This window comes from Campylobacter sp. IFREMER_LSEM_CL2194, from assembly GCF_025771685.1.
GTDB lineage: Bacteria > Campylobacterota > Campylobacteria > Campylobacterales > Campylobacteraceae > Campylobacter_D.
In genome coordinates, this window is the sequence record NZ_JAKMQS010000008.1 from 59,953 (window position 1) to 77,755 (window position 17,803).

16 protein-coding genes are annotated in these 17,803 nt (G+C 31.5%); 10 read left to right on the forward strand and 6 right to left on the reverse strand.

The features are described from left to right. The first annotated feature begins 11 nt into the window (after positions 1-11). Genes purL through L8V79_RS05545 form a run of 5 tightly spaced genes read left to right on the forward strand, consistent with a single transcriptional unit; the run spans position 12 to position 6,524 of the window. The gene (gene purL / locus L8V79_RS05525) at positions 12-2,189 is read left to right on the forward strand and encodes a phosphoribosylformylglycinamidine synthase subunit PurL (RefSeq protein WP_263702803.1); all 2,178 of its coding nucleotides are present in this window, start codon (positions 12-14) and stop codon (positions 2,187-2,189) included. A gap of 2 nt (positions 2,190-2,191) precedes the next feature. Next, positions 2,192-2,962, forward strand: coding sequence for a DnaJ domain-containing protein (locus tag L8V79_RS05530; RefSeq protein WP_263702805.1), 771 nt, complete (start codon positions 2,192-2,194; stop codon positions 2,960-2,962). Further along, the gene (purH, locus tag L8V79_RS05535; RefSeq protein ID WP_263702807.1) at positions 2,959-4,491 is read left to right on the forward strand and encodes a bifunctional phosphoribosylaminoimidazolecarboxamide formyltransferase/IMP cyclohydrolase; all 1,533 of its coding nucleotides are present in this window, start codon (positions 2,959-2,961) and stop codon (positions 4,489-4,491) included. Before L8V79_RS05530 ends, purH begins: the two co-directional genes overlap by 4 nt. Before the next feature lie 15 nt (positions 4,492-4,506). Next, positions 4,507-6,108, forward strand: a complete 1,602-nt coding sequence (locus L8V79_RS05540) for a methyl-accepting chemotaxis protein (RefSeq protein ID WP_263702809.1) — start codon at positions 4,507-4,509, stop codon at positions 6,106-6,108. A 2-nt stretch (positions 6,109-6,110) separates the two neighbouring features. Next, positions 6,111-6,524, forward strand: coding sequence for an META domain-containing protein (locus L8V79_RS05545; RefSeq protein ID WP_263702810.1), 414 nt, complete (start codon positions 6,111-6,113; stop codon positions 6,522-6,524). 10 nt (positions 6,525-6,534) lie between these two features. Here L8V79_RS05545 and pyrF read toward each other — a convergent pair whose 3' ends face one another. From pyrF to L8V79_RS05575, 6 genes are read right to left on the reverse strand one after another with little or no spacing between them, the layout of a single operon-like run. Next, positions 6,535-7,218 (reverse strand): orotidine-5'-phosphate decarboxylase, encoded by a 684-nt coding sequence (pyrF, locus tag L8V79_RS05550; RefSeq protein ID WP_263668565.1) that lies wholly within the window; start codon positions 7,216-7,218, stop codon positions 6,535-6,537. Further along, a complete protein-coding gene (gene nusB, locus L8V79_RS05555; RefSeq protein WP_263678852.1) occupies positions 7,215-7,613 on the reverse strand; it encodes a transcription antitermination factor NusB in 399 nt (132 codons plus the stop codon). Before nusB ends, pyrF begins: the two co-directional genes overlap by 4 nt. A 1-nt stretch (position 7,614) precedes the next feature. Then, positions 7,615-8,085, reverse strand: a complete 471-nt coding sequence (gene ribE, locus L8V79_RS05560; protein WP_263702813.1) for a 6,7-dimethyl-8-ribityllumazine synthase — start codon at positions 8,083-8,085, stop codon at positions 7,615-7,617. A 12-nt stretch (positions 8,086-8,097) separates the two neighbouring features. Then, positions 8,098-8,922, reverse strand: a complete 825-nt coding sequence (gene kdsA, locus L8V79_RS05565; RefSeq protein ID WP_318529921.1) for a 3-deoxy-8-phosphooctulonate synthase — start codon at positions 8,920-8,922, stop codon at positions 8,098-8,100. Beyond that, positions 8,922-10,283, reverse strand: coding sequence for a uracil-xanthine permease family protein (locus L8V79_RS05570; RefSeq protein WP_263658722.1), 1,362 nt, complete (start codon positions 10,281-10,283; stop codon positions 8,922-8,924). The genes kdsA and L8V79_RS05570 overlap by 1 nt, the downstream gene beginning before the upstream one ends. Then, positions 10,273-11,205 carry a DMT family transporter gene (locus L8V79_RS05575; protein ID WP_263678848.1) on the reverse strand — a complete coding sequence of 311 codons (933 nt, stop codon included), beginning with the start codon at positions 11,203-11,205 and terminating at the stop codon, positions 10,273-10,275. The genes L8V79_RS05570 and L8V79_RS05575 overlap by 11 nt, the downstream gene beginning before the upstream one ends. 99 nt (positions 11,206-11,304) lie before the next feature. Here L8V79_RS05575 and der point away from each other — a divergent pair, with 99 nt between their 5' ends. The 5 genes from der to L8V79_RS05600 are packed head-to-tail and all read left to right on the forward strand — an operon-like array spanning position 11,305 to position 17,785. Further along, a complete protein-coding gene (gene der / locus L8V79_RS05580) occupies positions 11,305-12,690 on the forward strand; it encodes a ribosome biogenesis GTPase Der (protein WP_263702816.1) in 1,386 nt (461 codons plus the stop codon). Continuing rightward, positions 12,674-13,171 carry a shikimate kinase gene (locus tag L8V79_RS05585; RefSeq protein ID WP_263702818.1) on the forward strand — a complete coding sequence of 166 codons (498 nt, stop codon included), beginning with the start codon at positions 12,674-12,676 and terminating at the stop codon, positions 13,169-13,171. Before der ends, L8V79_RS05585 begins: the two co-directional genes overlap by 17 nt. Next, on the forward strand, positions 13,168-14,127 hold the full coding sequence (gene trpS, locus L8V79_RS05590; RefSeq protein ID WP_263702820.1) for a tryptophan--tRNA ligase: 960 nt from the start codon (positions 13,168-13,170) through the stop codon (positions 14,125-14,127). The genes L8V79_RS05585 and trpS overlap by 4 nt, the downstream gene beginning before the upstream one ends. Positions 14,128-14,138: 11 nt before the next feature. Next, positions 14,139-15,374 (forward strand): serine--tRNA ligase, encoded by a 1,236-nt coding sequence (gene serS / locus L8V79_RS05595; RefSeq protein WP_263664014.1) that lies wholly within the window; start codon positions 14,139-14,141, stop codon positions 15,372-15,374. 8 nt (positions 15,375-15,382) lie between these two features. Further along, the gene (locus tag L8V79_RS05600; RefSeq protein ID WP_263678842.1) at positions 15,383-17,785 is read left to right on the forward strand and encodes a tetratricopeptide repeat protein; all 2,403 of its coding nucleotides are present in this window, start codon (positions 15,383-15,385) and stop codon (positions 17,783-17,785) included. The last annotated feature ends 18 nt before the right edge of the window (positions 17,786-17,803 follow it).

Genomic DNA, 17,803 nt, shown 5'->3' on the forward strand with positions numbered 1-17,803 from the left:
AAGGAGAGAAAATGGATAAAGAAATTATAAAACAACACAAAATTAGTGACGAAGAATATCAAGAAATTTTAAATATACTAGGCAGAGAGCCTAATTTACTAGAGCTTGGAGTAATTTCTGCTATGTGGAGCGAGCATTGCTCGTATAAATCAAGCAAAAAATACCTTAATGGCTTTCCAACCAAGGCTTCTTGGGTAATCCAAGGTCCTGGTGAAAACGCTGGGGTGATAGATATAGGCAAAGGAATGGCAGCTGTATTTAAAGTAGAAAGTCACAATCACCCAAGCTTTATAGAGCCATTTGCAGGTGCAGCAACAGGTGTGGGCGGAATTTTACGTGATGTTTTTACCATGGGCGCAAGAGTTGTTGCAGGTATGAATTCTTTAAAATTTGGCAACATCCACGATGAAAAAATAGGCAAACATCAAAAATATTTAGTTAAAGGTGTAGTAAGTGGAATTTCACACTATGGTAATTGCATGGGTGTGCCTACTATTGGTGGAGAATGTGCTTTTGATGAATGTTTTAATGGAAATATCTTAGTTAATGCTTTTGCGCTTGGAACTTGTAAAATCGAAGATATTTTTTATGCAAAAGCTGAAGGTATAGGCAATCCTGTAATTTATGTGGGTTCAAAAACTGGTCGCGACGGGCTTGGCGGAGCTGTAATGGCAAGTGATAGCTTTAATGAATCTAGTAAAAGCTTAAGACCAACCGTGCAAATTGGCGATCCATTTGCTGAAAAATTGTTAATGGAGGCTTGTTTAGAACTTTTCAAAACTGATTATATAGTTGGAATTCAAGATATGGGTGCAGCAGGACTTACTTCAAGCTCTTTTGAAATGGCAGGACGCAGTGGTAGCGGTATGAAACTTTATCTTGACAAAACTCCTATGAGAGAAGAAGGTATGACTCCTTATGAGTTAATGCTAAGTGAATCTCAAGAGAGAATGTTAATTTGTGCTAAAAAAGGCTATGAAGAAAAAGTTATTGAAATTTTTAACAAATGGGGGCTTGATGCAGCTATTATAGGTGAAGTTACCGATACTGGCAAAATGGAACTATTTTGGCATGATGAATTAGTTGGCTTAATCCCTATTGAGCCACTAAGCGAAAAAGCACCTATACTTGATAGACCTGTGGCTAAACCAAAATACCTAGATGAGATAAAAAACTATCAATTTAAGCTCAACATTCCTACCCAAGAAGCATTTGAAAAACTCCTTGCAGATGAAAATGTTAGCAATAAAGCTTATATTTATGAGCAATTTGACTCAAGCGTACAAACCAATACTTTAAAAAGCAATGGAGCTTTAGGAGCCAATAGTATTAGAATCAAAGAAAACAATTGCTTACTTTCTATGGCCATTGAGTGTAACTCAAGATTAAACTATGTAAATCCAAAAATCGGCGCAGCAGCAGCTGTTGCAAGTGCAGGAAGAAAAATAGCATGCTCAGGAGCTAGACCTTTAGCAATTAGCGATTGTTTAAATTATGGTAACCCACAAAACCCTGAAGTAATGTGGCAATTTGCCCAAGGTTGTGAAGGTATTAAACTAGCTTGTAAAGAACTCAATACACCTGTAGTAAGCGGAAATGTTTCTTTATATAATGAAACCGATGGAGTAAGTATTTTTCCAAGTCCAACCATAGCTTGTGTTGGAGTAAATGAAAAAGCAGAAAATGTTTTAAAATCATATTTTAGTAAAGATACTAGCGCTATTTATCTACTTGGAGAAAGCAAAGGTAGTTTTGGTGGATCTTTAATTGCTAAAGTGCTAGATCAAAAAGTAGCAGGAGAGCTTGAAGATATAGATTTTAACGCAGAATTAAAACTATGGGATTTCCTATTAAAAGCAAACGAAGCAAAATTACTTGATTGTGCTAATAGCATAGGCATAGGTGGTCTTGCTATTACCTTAGCTAAAATGAGTGCAAAGGCAAATTTAGGTATTGAAGTAAAAACTAATTTTGAAGATAAGAGTTTTATTTTCGAAGAAAGTCCAACAAGAGTTATAGTTGGTGTTAAAAATGAAGAAAAATTTATCAAATTTGCAAATGAAATGGGAATTAAATTTACAAAACTTGGAAATTTAACTGAAAAAGATTTCATTTTAGATGATATTAAGATATCTTTAGCAAAACTACAAACAATTTATTTTGATAAATTTAATGAGTATTTAGGATAAAAATGCTTTTTGTTTTACTCGTATTGGCAATTTTGGCATTTTATTGGTATTATAAAACATGGGGTAAAGATGATCTTTTAGGCTCTTTAAAAAAAGGAGCTAAAAGTTTCTCTCAAGGTTTTAAACAAGGCTATCACGAAGAAAGAATTGATGGATTTAAAAGAAGATTAAACTACTATGTTATAGCACTTTTAGCAAAAATAGCAAAAAGTGATGGCAGAGTTAGTGAAAATGAAGCTAATATGATCTCACAAATTCTTGATTACAATGCCAAAGATTCAAGAGAAAGAGAATTTTTAAAACAAAGTTTTAATGAACACAAAAACACCTTAAATGACACCTATGAAGTAGCCAAAGAACTCATCAAGGAAGTACCTTTACCTCAACAAGAAAGAATTAATATATTAAATGTTTTGGTCGCAATGGCCTTGATTGATGGAGAACTTAACAGCACTAAAAAAGATGCATTAAAAGCCATTGTCAAAGCATTTAATCTTGATGTAAATATACTTGAGAGACTTCTAAATTCTATGCAAACTCAAAAGGTAGGTATGAATTTGCAAAAAGCATGCGAGGTCTTAGGTGTAAGTGAAAATGTAAATTTGCAAGAGCTTAAAAAACGCTATAGAGAACTTGCTAAAAAATATCATCCTGATATTTTAAACGCAAACAGCAGCGATGAAGCAAAAATAAAAGAAGGTGTAAAAAAATTTCAAGAAGTTAATGAATCTTATGAATTTTTAAAACAATACATAGAAAGGAAAAATCAATGAAAGCACTAATTAGTGTCAGTGATAAAGAAGGAGTAGTAGAATTTGCTAGTGAGCTTGCAAAATTAGGTTTTGAGCTTTTATCTACTGGAGGCACTTATAAGCTTTTAAAAGAAAACAACCTGCAAGTACAAGAAGTTAGTGATTTTACTCAAAGTCCTGAAATGTTTGAAGGGCGTGTAAAAACCTTACACCCAAAAATTCATGGCGGAATTTTATACAAAAGAGAAGATGAAAGCCACCAAAAGCAAGCTAAAGAGCATAATATAGAAAGCATAGACTTACTTTGTGTGAATTTATATCCTTTCAAAAAAACTACAATTTTAACCCAAGATTTTGATGAGATTGTAGAAAATATCGACATTGGTGGTCCTGCTATGATACGCAGTGGCGCAAAAAACTTTAAAAATGTCATTGTAGTTTGTGATATTTTAGATTATGATAAAATCATACAGGCTTTAAAAGATAATACTTTAGATCTTGATTTTAGAAGAGCTTTGATGATCAAAGCTTATGAGCATACAGCAAATTATGATGCTTATATAGCAAATTATATGAACGAGCGTTTTAATGGTGGTTTTGGGGCAAGTAAATTTATTGTAGGTCAAAAAGTGTTTGATACAAGATATGGAGAAAACCCTCACCAAAAAGGTGCTTTATATGAATTTGATGACTTTTTCACACACAATTTTACAACCTTAAAAGGTGAAGCAAGTTTTAATAATCTAACCGATATCAATGCTGCTTTAAATTTAGCAAGTGCTTTTGATAAAGCTCCAGCGGTAGCCATTGTAAAACATGCAAATGCTTGTGGATTTGCCATAAAAGAAAACTTACTCCAAAGCTATATCCATGCGCTTAAATGTGATACCTTAAGTGCTTATGGAGGAGTTGTAGCTATCAATGGAACCTTAGACAAAGAATTAGCGCAAAAAATCAATGAAATTTATATAGAAGTAATCATTGCAGCAAATGTAGACGATGATGCTTTGGAAGTTTTTAAAGATAAAAAACGTATTAAAATCTTTACACAAAAAGCGCCATTTTTAACTAGAGCTTATGATAAATATGATTTTAAACATATAGATGGTGGTTTTGTATATCAAGATAGCGATGAAGTTAGAGAAGATGAATTAAAAAATGCAGTATTAAAAAGCGAAAGAAAAGCTAATGAACAAGAATTAAAAGATCTTGAAATAGCTATGAAAATTGCTGCATTTACCAAATCAAATAACGTAGTTTATGTAAAAAATGGAGCTATGGTAGCCATTGGTATGGGTATGACAAGTCGTATCGATGCGGCTAAAGCAGCTATTAATAAAGCTAAGGAAATGGGGCTTGATCTAAATGGTTGTGTTTTAGCAAGCGAGGCTTTCTTTCCATTTAGAGATAGCATAGATGAGGCTAGTAAAATAGGTGTAAAAGCCATTATCGAACCAGGTGGAAGTATAAGAGATGAGGATATCATCCAAGCTGCCAATGAATATGGTATTGCACTATATTTTAGCGGTGTAAGACACTTTTTACATTAATACAAGGAGCTTCAAATGTTTAAAAGCATAGGTGCGAAGATATCTTTAGCAATGATTTCTACATTGCTAATTAGTTTTATTATCATGCAAATTATCCTACAAAAAGATTCTCAGCAAACGACCGATAGAATCAGCCGTGCACATTTAGATACCTTAAGTACTTCTGTTTTTCAAACATTAAGAATGGCAATGAATTTAGGTGACCCTGCTATTATAGAACAAGCTATAAAAGATGCTGGAGAAATTGAAGGCATAAAAGATATTAAAATTTATCCTTCAAAAAGTACAATTGAACTTTTTGAAATGCAAAAATATACAAAAAGTGATGAAAGTATCATCAATGAACAATTTAACAAGCCGCAAATACAAGCCGTTGAAATCAATAACAATCAAGGACATTATCTAAGACTTATACGCCCATTAATCGCTAATGAAAGCTGCTTAGCTTGTCATGCTAATGCTAAAGAAGGTGATGTTTTGGGTGTTATGGATATGTACAATGATTTAAAACATGTAGATGATGATTTGGCAAGCTCAGCTAGAACTTATATTATAATCTTTAGCATAGCTTTACTTTTTACTGTTTTTGCTGTGCTTTATATTTTAAAAATAGTTGTGGGTAATCCTGTTTTAGATCTTTTAAAACACGCTAAAGAATTAGCTAGCGGCGATGGGGATTTACGCGCAAGAATCAACATAAAAAGCACTGACGAGATAGGCAAAGCTTGCACCTACATCAACCAATTTATTGAAAAAATTCAAAATGCAGTGATTTCCACTAATGAAAATTCTCAAATGGTAGATAAACAATCTAAACTTTTAAATACCAATGCGCTTGATCTAGCAAACAGAACAAAAGAAGGTCACACAAAAACTGATGAATCTTATCATTTAAGTGAGCAAATTCATACAGAGTTACAAGATCTTGCTGAGCTTTCAAACAATGCAAATAAGGCAAACACAAAATCTTTTGAAGTTTTAAACACCATGCTTGATTCATTAAATCAGGTAGTAGATAAAGTAAGAGTTGTTGCAGAAAATGAAGATGTTTTATCTCAAAAAGTTGAAGTTATGGAAAAACAAGCAGAAGAGATCAAAAAAGCTTCTGATATGATGGGTGAAATTGCTGATAAAACTAATCTTTTATCATTAAATGCAGGTATTGAAGCAGCACGTGCTGGAGAATTTGGTCGTGGTTTTTCAGTTATCGCTGAAGATGTAAGAAATCTTGCTCAAAGCTCAGAAGAATTTTTAAAAAATATTGCTATTGTCACCAAGCAATTAGTAGATAGTATTAATGAAGTTTCTAAAGAACTAAAACACAATGCTAAAGAAATTAATTCTTTAAACCAAGATGCAAAAGATCTAGTAGAGGGAACCAATGAAGTAAAAGTTTGCAATGAAAATGCAAGAGACTTAGCAAATGCTTGTATGCAAAAAATCTCAAGCACACAAGAAACTTTACAATCTTTACTTGATAAAATGCAAGAAACGGTAAAATTAAGCGATAAAAATGAAGAAATTTCAAAAATTTTGCTTGATGTTGCTCATGAGTTAAATGTAGTTTGTCAAAATTTAGAAGATGAATTAAAACATTTTCATGTACAAGGAGAATAAAAATGAAAAAAATAATCACATTAAGCATAGCAAGTTTAGCTGTTTTTAGTGGGTGTTCTGTGGCAACTTTAAGTGTTGATGATTTACAAAATAAAGAATTTACCATAAGTTCTTATGAAGCAAATGGAAAAAGCTACGAACTTCCTCAAAATACAAAAACAAGTATTAGTTTTGACAATAAAGACAAAAGGCTTTTTGGAACAGCAGGATGTAATAGATTTTTTGGAAATTATAAAGATCAAGGAAGCAGCATAAAAATAGAAGACAATCTTGCTTCAACAAAAATGCTTTGTGATCAAGAATCTATGAAATTTGAGGACAATTTCCTAAGATGCTTTAATGGAGAATTTAAAATCATTAACGATGATGAAGGAATTATTTTAGAAAATAAAAAAATGAAAGTTTATTTAAAATAAGCCTTAAGGCTTATTTTAAATGCTCTAATATATCCTCGCAAATCTTTCTAGGTTCTTTTGCTTTATAAATAGGTCTTCCAACCACAATAAAATCTGACAAATTATCCTTAGCACACTCTATATCAGCTACTCTTTTTTGATCATCTGAATTTTCTTTAAACGGACGAATTCCAGGCGTTAATGTAATAAATTTTGTACTTGTATTTTCTTTTATCAGCAAACTTTCATATACCGAGCAAACCATACCATCAAGACCACTTTCATAACTAATTTTAGAAAAATCTTTAACAGCTTGTTTAATATCTTGTTTATACACACTAAAAAATTCTTGCTCATCAAAGCTAGTTAAAGCAGATACGGCAAGCACTAAAGGTCTTTTGCTTAAAGCATTTAAGCGCTCCATAATCATACACATAGCACTTTTACCTGCACTTGCATGGATATTAAACATATCCACATCAAGTTTAGCAAGTTCTTCACAAGCATCTGCCATAGTATTTGGTATATCATAAAGCTTTAAATCTAAAAATATTTTAAAATTATCCACTTTTTTAATCGCTTCTAAAAGCTTTACTCCATCTCTTAAATACGATCTAAGCCCTATTTTAACCCAAAGATCTAAACCTTTTAATTCCTTGGCTAAATTTATACACTCATCATAGCTTGCCACATCAAAAGCCACGCAAAGTTTCATTGTGCTTCCTTGTTGATTTTATCTAATACTCCATTGATAAATTTAGGAGCATTGTCCCCTGCCATTTCTTTTGCAAGCTCTATAGCTTCATTGATAATAATCGCTTTTTGTGTAGAAGTAAATAAAATCTCATAAGCACCTAAACGCAAAATGGCCTTTTCTATACTAGCTACTCCATCTAATTTGTGTTCTTTCAAACACTCATTGATTTTCTCATCAAGCAAAGCAAGTTGCTCGTTAATGCCATTATACAAATCTAGAGTGAATTTTCTTTGATCATTGCGAATTTTTTTCTCATCTAAAAATTCATTAATAAAATCTTTATTTTCTTGGTTTAGCTGTGCTGCATAAAGCAAAGAAACAATACTCTGTCTTACTTGGTGTCTAGTAGCCATTTTAAGCCTTAATTTTTTGGATTAAATTAAGCATTTCAACCACAGTAAGCATAGCTTCAAAACCTTTATTACCTGCTTTACTACCTGCTCTTTCTATGGCTTGCTCTAAAGTATCAGTTGTTAAAACTCCAAAGCTTACAGGTATATTAGTTCCAAGTCCTACGCTTGCTATACCTTTAGTAGTTTCAGCCGCTACATAATCAAAATGTGGCGTACTTCCACGAATTACCGCTCCAACACAACAAATTCCATCAAATTTTTTACTCTCTATAGCTTGTTTTAATGCAAAAGGAATTTCAAAAGCACCGGGTACTAAAATAAGATTTAAATTTTCTTCTTTACCCCCATGTCTTAAAAAAGCATCTTTAGCACCTTCAACTAAACGATCTGTGATAATATGATTAAATCTTGCATTAATAATTGCAATTTTCTCATCACCTTTTAAACTTAAATTTCCTTCTATTATCTTCATATTTTTCCTTTTTTAAATGATTTCTTGAATTTTTAAAAGTGTATTTACGCAGTTTTTAAGTCTTGAAAGATCAAGCATATTTGGTCCATCGCATAAAGCTTTGCAAGGATCAATGTGCGTTTCAAAGAAAAATCCATCTACACCCACACTAGCTGCAGCTCTTGCTAATGGCTCTACAAATTCACTTTTACCTCCACTACTTCCACCATTTGCTCCTGGCATTTGCACACTATGAGTAGCATCAAAAATAACTGGAGCATATTTTCTCATGATAACCAAACTTCTCATATCTACGACCAAATTTCCATAGCCAAAACTCGAACCTCTCTCAGCTACAAAAACCCCATTTTCTTTGGCTATTTCAAAACCTTCTTCGTTAATGCCTCTAGTTTGTAAAATTTTAGCTACGCTGTATTTAATGTCTTCAGGGTTTAAAAATTGCCCCTTTTTTACATTTACCTTAGCTTTTGTTTTAGCAGCAGCCACCAATAAATCAGTTTGCCTGCATAAAAAGGCTGGAATTTGTAAAACATCTACAACCTCAGCCGCAATACTTGCTTGAGAACTCTCATGAATATCAGTTAAAATTTGCATGCCAAATTTATCTTTCACTTTTTGCAAAATTTCCAAGCCTTTTTCAATGCCTGGCCCTCTAAAACTATTAATACTAGTTCTGTTTGCTTTATCAAAACTTGATTTAAAATAAAAATCAATTCTATCATCTTTTAAAAAGCATTCAAGCTCTTGTGCAACCTTAAAAACAAGCTCTTCATTTTCTATCACACAAGGCCCTGCTATTAGTATCATTTTTTTCATCATTTTTTCCTTATTTTTTATTATTTTACTTTATTTTTATTATTTTCTTCAAGAGGAAAAACAAAATTTAAAATAATAGCTGTAATCCCACCTGCTGCAATCCCTGAAGAAAATAAAGTTTTAAACCACATTGGCATAAATTCTAAAATATCAGGATTATTAGAAACTCCAAGTCCTATACCCAAACTCATAGCTATAATGATAATAGAACGACGGTTTAAATTTTCTTTAGAGATAATCCTAACCCCCGTTGCAGCTATAGTACCAAACATCACTAAAGTTGCCCCACCTAAAATAGGTTCTGGAATTTGCAAAGTAATATCAGCCACAATAGGAAATAAACCCAAAATCATTAACATAAAAGCTACAATAAACCCTACATAGCGACTCGCAACACCTGTTAAAGCTATGACACCATTATTTTGCCCAAAACATGAGTTTGGAAAAGTATTAAAAAAGGCCGAAACAAAAGAATTAAAACCATTTGCCAAAACTCCACCTTTTAATCTTTTTGCATAAAGTTCACCTTTAACCGGCTGATTTGAAACTTCACTAGTAGCACTAATATCACCAATTGTTTCTAAAGAAGTTACCATAAAAACCAAAATCAAAGGTAAAATGAGATTATAATCAATACTCAAACCATAGTGCAAAGGATCGGGTAAAAACATTAAAGGTAAATTTTCATTAAAATTAAAGCTAAAATTTTCAAAAGTCATAGCCACTAAAAGCCCTATTATCATAGCTATAAATAAAGAAGAAATTCTTATATATGCATTATTAAAGCGATTTAAAACAATAATGCTAAAAATCACAACTCCGGCTAATAATAAATTTTGTAAAGAACCAAACTCACCACTTGCCTTAGCCGCAAATCCACCTCCTGCACTCACAAGACCAACATTAATCAAACTAAGACCTATAATCATCACTACTATACCTGAAACCAAAGGCGAAATCACTCTTCTAATAAAAGGTAAAATTTGAGAAATAATCATTTCAGTGGTAGAACAAAGCATTAAAGTGCCAAAAATAGCCCCAAGCATTGCTTCTTGTGATAAACCATTATTTTTTAAAACAAGCCCACCTAGTATAATAGGCGCAACAAAGTTAAAACTAGTCCCTTGAATAGATAAAAGTCCACTCCCTATAGGACCCCAAGTTTTAATCTGTAAAAGCGAAGCAACACCTGAAGCAAAAAGTGACATGCATATAATTCTAGCTGTATTAGTATCATCTATTCCAAGACCCTTACAAATTAATAAAGCGGGTGTAATTACAGCCACAAACATAGCCATTAAATGCACCAAAGCAGCAAAAAAAGCTTTAGCAAAAGGCGGTTTATCTTCTAAACCATAAATTAAATCTGTTTTATTTTCCATTTTTATTTCCTTTTGTTTGCTTACTAACCAAAATAATTCCTCCTATAATAATGCTAAAAATTCCTATAAAAACCATCAAACTAGGAAATTCATCTCCTAATAATATGCCCAAAAATAAAGTAAAAACTACATCTATATAACTAACCCCAGCAACAACTCCTGCCTTTTTTGCCACCCCATAAGCTTTGGTAACATGAATTTGATACATTGCTCCAAAAACACCCATTAAAATAATAAAAATCCAAGCTTTAAAACTAGGCATAACAAAAGGAGCAATTAAAAAATCAAGTTCTTTTATTTCATAAAAAGAACCTATAATCATAGACATTAAAGGCATTAAAGTACCAATTAAAACAAAAGATAAAGCTATAAAAGGTGCTGGATATGATTTTCTAAGCTCTCTTACACTAGTTAGTGCCAAGGCTGCACAAAAACCACTTAAAATTCCCAAAATGCTATTTTTTAAATCAAAACCTGAATGCATAGTACTATCTGCAAAAGGCTGACAAATTAACAATACTCCTATAAAAGCAATCAAAATCCCAAAACAAGCTTTTAATCCCAAGCTTTCTTTAAAAAATAAAAAAGCAATTAAAGCTATAAAAATCGGTGCTGTTTTTTGAAAAGCAAAAGCTCCACCTAAAGAAATATTAGAAACATTATAAAAGAAAAGATATAAGGCAATCGTTCCTATAACACCTCTAAAAATAAGCAAACCCAAACGACCGCCGCTTTTATGAAAATTTAATTTTGAAAGCGCATAAAGCATAAAAGCTGTGCCTATGATATTTCTAAAAAACATAATTTCAATCGATGATAATTCTTCACTAAGAATTTTTGCACAAGCGCCTACAAGTGCAAATTCTATGGAAGCAATAATCATAAAATATATACCTAAATTTTTTTTAACTATTCTTAACATATAAATTCCATATAAAAATTCCCGTTATTTTAGTCTTTTTTGCTTAATTTTAAGGCAATTTTTATATAATCACAAATAAAAATTTAAAAATGAGTATTAATGCAAAGTATTATTTTAATAGGAAAACCAAATGTTGGCAAATCAAGTCTTTTTAATAGACTTGCAAGAAAACGCATAGCTATCACCAGTGACATAAGTGGGACTACAAGGGATACCAACAAAATAGAAGTGGAAATTGATGGTAAAAGAGCCTTATTGGTAGATAGTGGTGGACTTGATGAGAGCAATGAACTTTTTAAAAATGTCAAAGCAAATTCATTAAAAGCTGCTAAAAATAGTGATATTATCTTTTATATGGTGGATGGAAAATTTCTGCCCGATGATGAAGATAAAGCTTTTTTTTATGAAATGAAAAAACTCAACAAACCTATAGCCTTAGTAATTAACAAGGTGGATAATAAAAAGGATGAAGAAAGATCTTGGGAATTTTCTAATTTTGGCGTGAAAGAAGTTTTTAATATCTCTGTTACACATAATATAGGCATTGATGAGCTTTGCATGTGGGCTGGCAAGTTTTTAAATGAAAGTTTTTTAAATGCAGATGAAGACGAAGACTTTGAAAGCTATTTAGAAAATTTTGATGAAAATAGCGGAGATTTTAAGCTAAAAACTATCAATGAAAACCATATTAAAGTAGGAATTATCGGCAGGGTAAATGTAGGAAAATCAAGTCTTTTAAATGCTTTAGTTAAAGAAGAGCGTAGCGTGGTAAGCGATATAGCAGGCACTACGATTGATCCTGTTAATGAAAGCATTATGCATAAAGATAAAATCATTGAGTTTGTAGATACTGCAGGGATTAGAAAACGTGGTAAAATACAAGGCTTAGAGCGTTATGCGCTAAATAGAACCGAATATGCCCTAGCTAATGCTCAAATTGCACTTTTAGTGCTTGATGCGGCTGAGGGTTTTAACGAGCTTGATGAGCGTATTGCAGGACTTGCTGCCAAGCATTGTCTAGGTGTGATTATTGTGCTTAATAAATGGGATAAAAGCGAGCTTGATTTTGATAAAACTTTAAAAGAATTAAAACTAGATCGTTTTAAATTTCTAGCTTATGCACCCGTTGTAAGCGTATCAGCTTTAAGCGGAAAAAGAGTGCATGTACTTTTAGATAAAATTTTAGAAGTTTTTGCCAATTTTACACAAAAAATTCCAACTGCAAAATTAAATGCCTTGGTAGAAGAAGCCACAAGAGCCCACCCGCTACCACATGATTATGGTAAATTAGTAAAAATTTATTATGTGGTTCAATATGACTTAGCACCTCCAAAAATAGCTCTAATCATGAACAGACCAAAAGCTTTACATTTTAGCTATAAGCGCTATTTGCAAAATCAAATTAGAAAACAATTTAATTTTGAAGGTGTTCCTTTGATTTTAGCTTCAAGAAAAAAAGGTAGCAAAGATGAGCAAGAAGGATAATCTCCTTTTTGTAGGCTTTATGGGCTGTGGTAAAACAACCATAGCAAGAGCTTATGCTAAAAAATACGATAAAATATTTTTAGATACGGATAGCTTAATCAAAGAAAAATTTAATCTTAAAATTGATGAAATTTTTAAAACATATGGTGAAAAAAAATTCCGTAAAGAAGAGAAAAAACTTGTTTCTTTTTTAACTTGTGTGCAAGATTGCTCTATTGCAAGTGGTGGTGGTTTCATAGAACAAAAAAAACTAAAAGACATTGGGACAATTATATATTTAAAAGCAAGCTTTGATTATCTTTTACAAAGATTAAGCAAGGAAGAATTAGCCACTAGGCCTTTACTTGCAAATATAAATAATGCCAAAATTCTTTTTAATCAAAGGGCAAAAAAATATGAAAAAAAAGCAGATATTATAATTAACATTGAAAACAAAAGTATTAAAGAACTTATCAAAGAGATTAAAAAAGAGGTAAAATGAGAGTTATTACAGGATTGCAACCAAGTGGAGATTTACATATAGGCAATTATTTTGGCTCAATCAAACAAATGCTAAATATGCAAGAAGAAAATCAAATGTATATGTTTATAGCAAATTACCATGCTATGACTTCAAGTTTTGATGGTGAAAAACTCAGACAAAATTCACTCAAAGCTGCAGCAGCTTTTTTGAGTTTAGGGATTGATCCGCAAAAAAGCGTGTTTTGGTTGCAAAGTGATGTAAAAGAAGTAATGGAACTTTATTGGATTCTTTCTCAATTTACCCCAATGGGACTTTTAGAAAGAGCGCATAGCTATAAAGATAAAATCGCCAAAGGTTTAAATGCCAACCATGGACTTTTTTCTTACCCTGTTTTAATGGCTGCAGATATTTTGCTTTTTAATGCTCAAATAGTTCCTGTAGGCAAAGATCAAATTCAACACGTTGAAATAGCAAGAGACATAGCCTTAAAAGTAAATAATGAATGGGGTGAAATTTTCACTCTACCTCAAGCTAAGGTTAATGATGAAGTTGCGGTAGTACCTGGCACTGATGGAGCCAAAATGAGTAAATCTTATCAAAATACAATCGATATTTTTAATACACCAAAAGCTATTAAAAAACAAATTTCTTCCATTGTTACAGATAGTACAGCTTTAGAAGATCCAAAAGATTGGCAAAATTGCAATATATTTAAAATCGCAAAATTATTTTTAGACAAAACAGAGCAAGAAGCTTTAAAAAGCCGTTATGAAAAAGGTGGCGAAGGCTATGGGCATTTTAAAATGTATTTAAATGAAATCATTAGTGAGTATTTTGCCTCAGCCAAGGACGAATATGAAAAATTATTAGCTAATCCTTCAAAAATTGAGGAAATTTTAGAATTTGGTGCAAGTAAAGCAAAAAAACAAGCCCAAGAAACAATGGAAAAAATTTATGCTAAAATAGGACTATAAAAGGAGTTAGAATGTTAGATTTAAAACTTTTACAAAATAATTTCGATGAAATTGCACAAAAATTAAAAGCTAAAAAAGTGGATGAAAATTTACTCAAAGAATTGAGTGATTTATTTATAAATTTAAAAAAAGAAAAAGCACTTTTAGAAGAATTTCAAGCTTTTCAAAACAAATTTAGCAAAGAACTTGCAACAGCACAAGATAAAGAAAGCTTAAAAGCACAACTAAGTCAAAATAAAGAAAAAATTAATACTCAATCAAAAATCGTTAATGAATTAGAAGAAAAACTGGAGCAAATTGCTCTAGCAGTACCAAATACCCCTGATGATTGTGTGCCTTTTGGGGAAGATGAGGATGAGAATGTAGAATTAAAAAAAGTTCTTACCCCACCTAGTTTTGATTTTGAAATTAAAGAACATCATGATTTAGGAGAAAAATTAAATTGGCTTGATTTTACAAGAGGAGTTAAAATCTCGCAAAGTCGCTTTTGTGTACTTAAAAATGAAGGAGCTTTACTAAGTAGAGCCTTAGTAAATTATATGATAGATTTTAATAGAAGTAGAGGTTTTGAGTTAGTTAATGTGCCATTTTTAGTAAATAGTGCGACCATGTATGGTACTGGACAACTTCCTAAATTTAAAGATGATATGTATAAGGTAGAAAATGATGATTTATACCTCATTTCAACTTCTGAAATTCCTGTAACCAATCTTTATTCTAATGAAATTTTAACTCAAGAAGAATTACCTTTAAAAATGACTTGCTATAGCGCTTGTTTTAGACAAGAAGCAGGAAGTGCAGGTAGAGACACAAGAGGCATTATAAGACAACATCAATTTGAAAAAGTAGAGCTTGTTAGTATATGCAAGCCTGATCAAAGCGAGCTAATGTTTGAAGAAATGCTAAATTGTGCTAGTGATTTGCTAAGCTCTTTAGGTCTAGCACACAGACATTTGATGCTTTGTACTGGAGATTTAGGTTTTTCAGCTGCAAAAACAGTGGATTTAGAAGTTTGGCTTCCATCTCAAAATAAATACCGTGAAATTAGCTCTGTATCTAATTGTAAAGATTTTCAAGCAAGACGTGCAAAAATTCGCTTTAAAAACGATAAAGGCAAAAACGAATTAGTGCATACACTTAATGGCTCTTCGCTGGCTGTTGGAAGAACCTTGGTAGCTATTATGGAAAACTATCAAGAAAAAGATGGAAATATAAGAATTCCTGATGTGTTAAGAAAATACTTTTAAGAGAAAACATGGCCGAAGAAGTAACACTTAAAGAACAAGACAACCAAGAAAAAGCTTTCTCTGAGTTAGATGAAAATCCAGGAGTAGAAGAACAAGCTATCCCTCCTGGCATGATACCTCCTGAATTAGAGGAGGAAGAAAGTACCTTTCAAAGAGTGGAAGAAGAACCTCAAGCACCGCAACCTGAAGAGAAAAAAAAGCTTTTTGATAAAAAATTTATTATTTTAATTTCTGCACTTGGAGCTCTTGCTCTAATATTGCTTGTAGTTTTAATTTTACTCATAGTTTTCAAAGAAGATAAACAAGCTATTTTAAATACTCAAGTCTTAGATGATAATACTAGCTCAAGCATCACTAAAGTAAAACAATCAGCATTAGATCTTGTAGTACAAAAAGCAAATTTATTATATGAAAAAGGTGATGTAGAAAGTGCTTTAGAACTTTACAATAACATTAACATTTTTAATCAATCCCTATCTAGTTATAATCTTGGCGTAGCTCAAATGAAACAAAAAGATTATGCTAGCGCAATTGAAAATTTCAAGCAATCTTTAGAATTAGAAGAGCACAAAGTGGCTGCTGCCATAAACACTGCTGTGTGCTATTTTAATCTTGGTAATAAAGAAAAATTTAATTATTATCTTGACTTAGCAAGAGTGCATTTACCACAAGATTCCAAATCATCTTTGTATGATTATTATCTAGGTTTAATTAATTATTATCAAGGATTTTACCCTGAAGCTTTGCAAATGTTTATGCGCTCAAACAACATCAATGGTTATCAAGGTGAATCTTATTATCTTGGAGCAAAAGTTTATGCTTTATTAAAATCAGAAAAAAACGCCATTGATTTTTTACAAAAACAAGAAGATTACGAAGCAAGCTTACCCTTAGGCTTATTATATGCAAAATCAGGAGACTATCAAAAAGCTAAAGAATATCTTGAAAAAGCCTCAAAGATAGGAGAACATGAAGCTAGAAGCAAGGTTGCTTTAGCCTTAGTTGAATTAAAAACTGGTCAATTTGAAAGTGGTGCGCAAATTTTAAAAGCTCTTTACATCAAAGATAAAGATATAGGTTCAAAATACTATAATATCAAAACAAGATTAAAAAGAAATTTTTCAAATATTGATATTGCCCAACAAAATTTTGCCAAGAGATTGATTACTGGAAAACAACAAATATATGATTTACTGTTTTACTTTTCACCATATCGTGTTTTTGATGTTAAACAAAGCATGGAGCTTATTACAAAGGCTGATTTGGGAAATTTTATACAAGGATATGAGTACGAAAATGAATTACTTGTTAAAAGTAAGGCTTTGTCAGGGGTTAATATAGAATTATCTCATGCTATTAACTTAGCTTTTAATTTTCATCTAAGAGAAGCTAATCAAGAATTTAAAAACTTAAGTGAAATTTATCATGCTCATGATGTAATTCATTATAATCTTGCCCTAACTTACGCACAATTACAAGATTATAACAATGCTTACAAGCACTTTTCAACCGCATATCATTTAAATCCTAAAAATTATATTGCAGGAATTTTTGGCATATATTGTATGGATCTAGCAAAGAAAGATTATACAAAACTTGCTAATGAACTTTTAGAAAATCTCCAAGCAGATAATACCATTGATCAAAACAACAATATATATAAATATTTACTATATTTAGCTAAAAATGACTTTACTGCTACTATTCCTTACCTAGATAATCTTTCAAATACTAATAACACACCTTTGGAGTTAATATTTGCTATTATAGCTGCAAATGGCAATAATCTTGAAACCCTAAGAAACCAAAAAATAAAAGAATTAAAAGATTTATTAAGTGAGGATATTATTAGCAATATTTTATATTTTAACTCCAAAAATATGAACTTAAATATCAAAGAATACGCCAAACAAGCTCAAATGTATTTTTTAAATACCAAACTTGATTATAATTCTTTATTTGGAGGAGCTGGGATAGTTAAAGATAGCTATGTAACGCTTATGCAAATAACAGGCTTGCTTAATCATGTTAGAAATGATATTAAAAAAAGATTAGCCATGAGTAATAAAAATTCCATTGGATTAATCTTTGCTCTAGCTTATGTAGATATATTTGCAAAAGAATACCAAGAAGCATATACACTTTATAATATTTTAATAGATGATTACAAAATTAAAGATGCTCAAACTTTATTTTTAGCCGCAGTTGCAGCAATAGGTTCAAACAATCCAAACTCAGCCATTGCTTTGCTTGAACTTGCAAGATTAGAAAACGAAGAAACCTTAGAAGCAAGGCTTGCTTTAGGACTTTTATACCATGAAGTGCAAAACCTAGAACCTGCTATGTTTCAGTATGAAAAAGTAGGCAATAACTTCGAAAGCAAATTCTTTACTTTTGATATCAAAAACTAGTATTTTCGTTACGAAAAT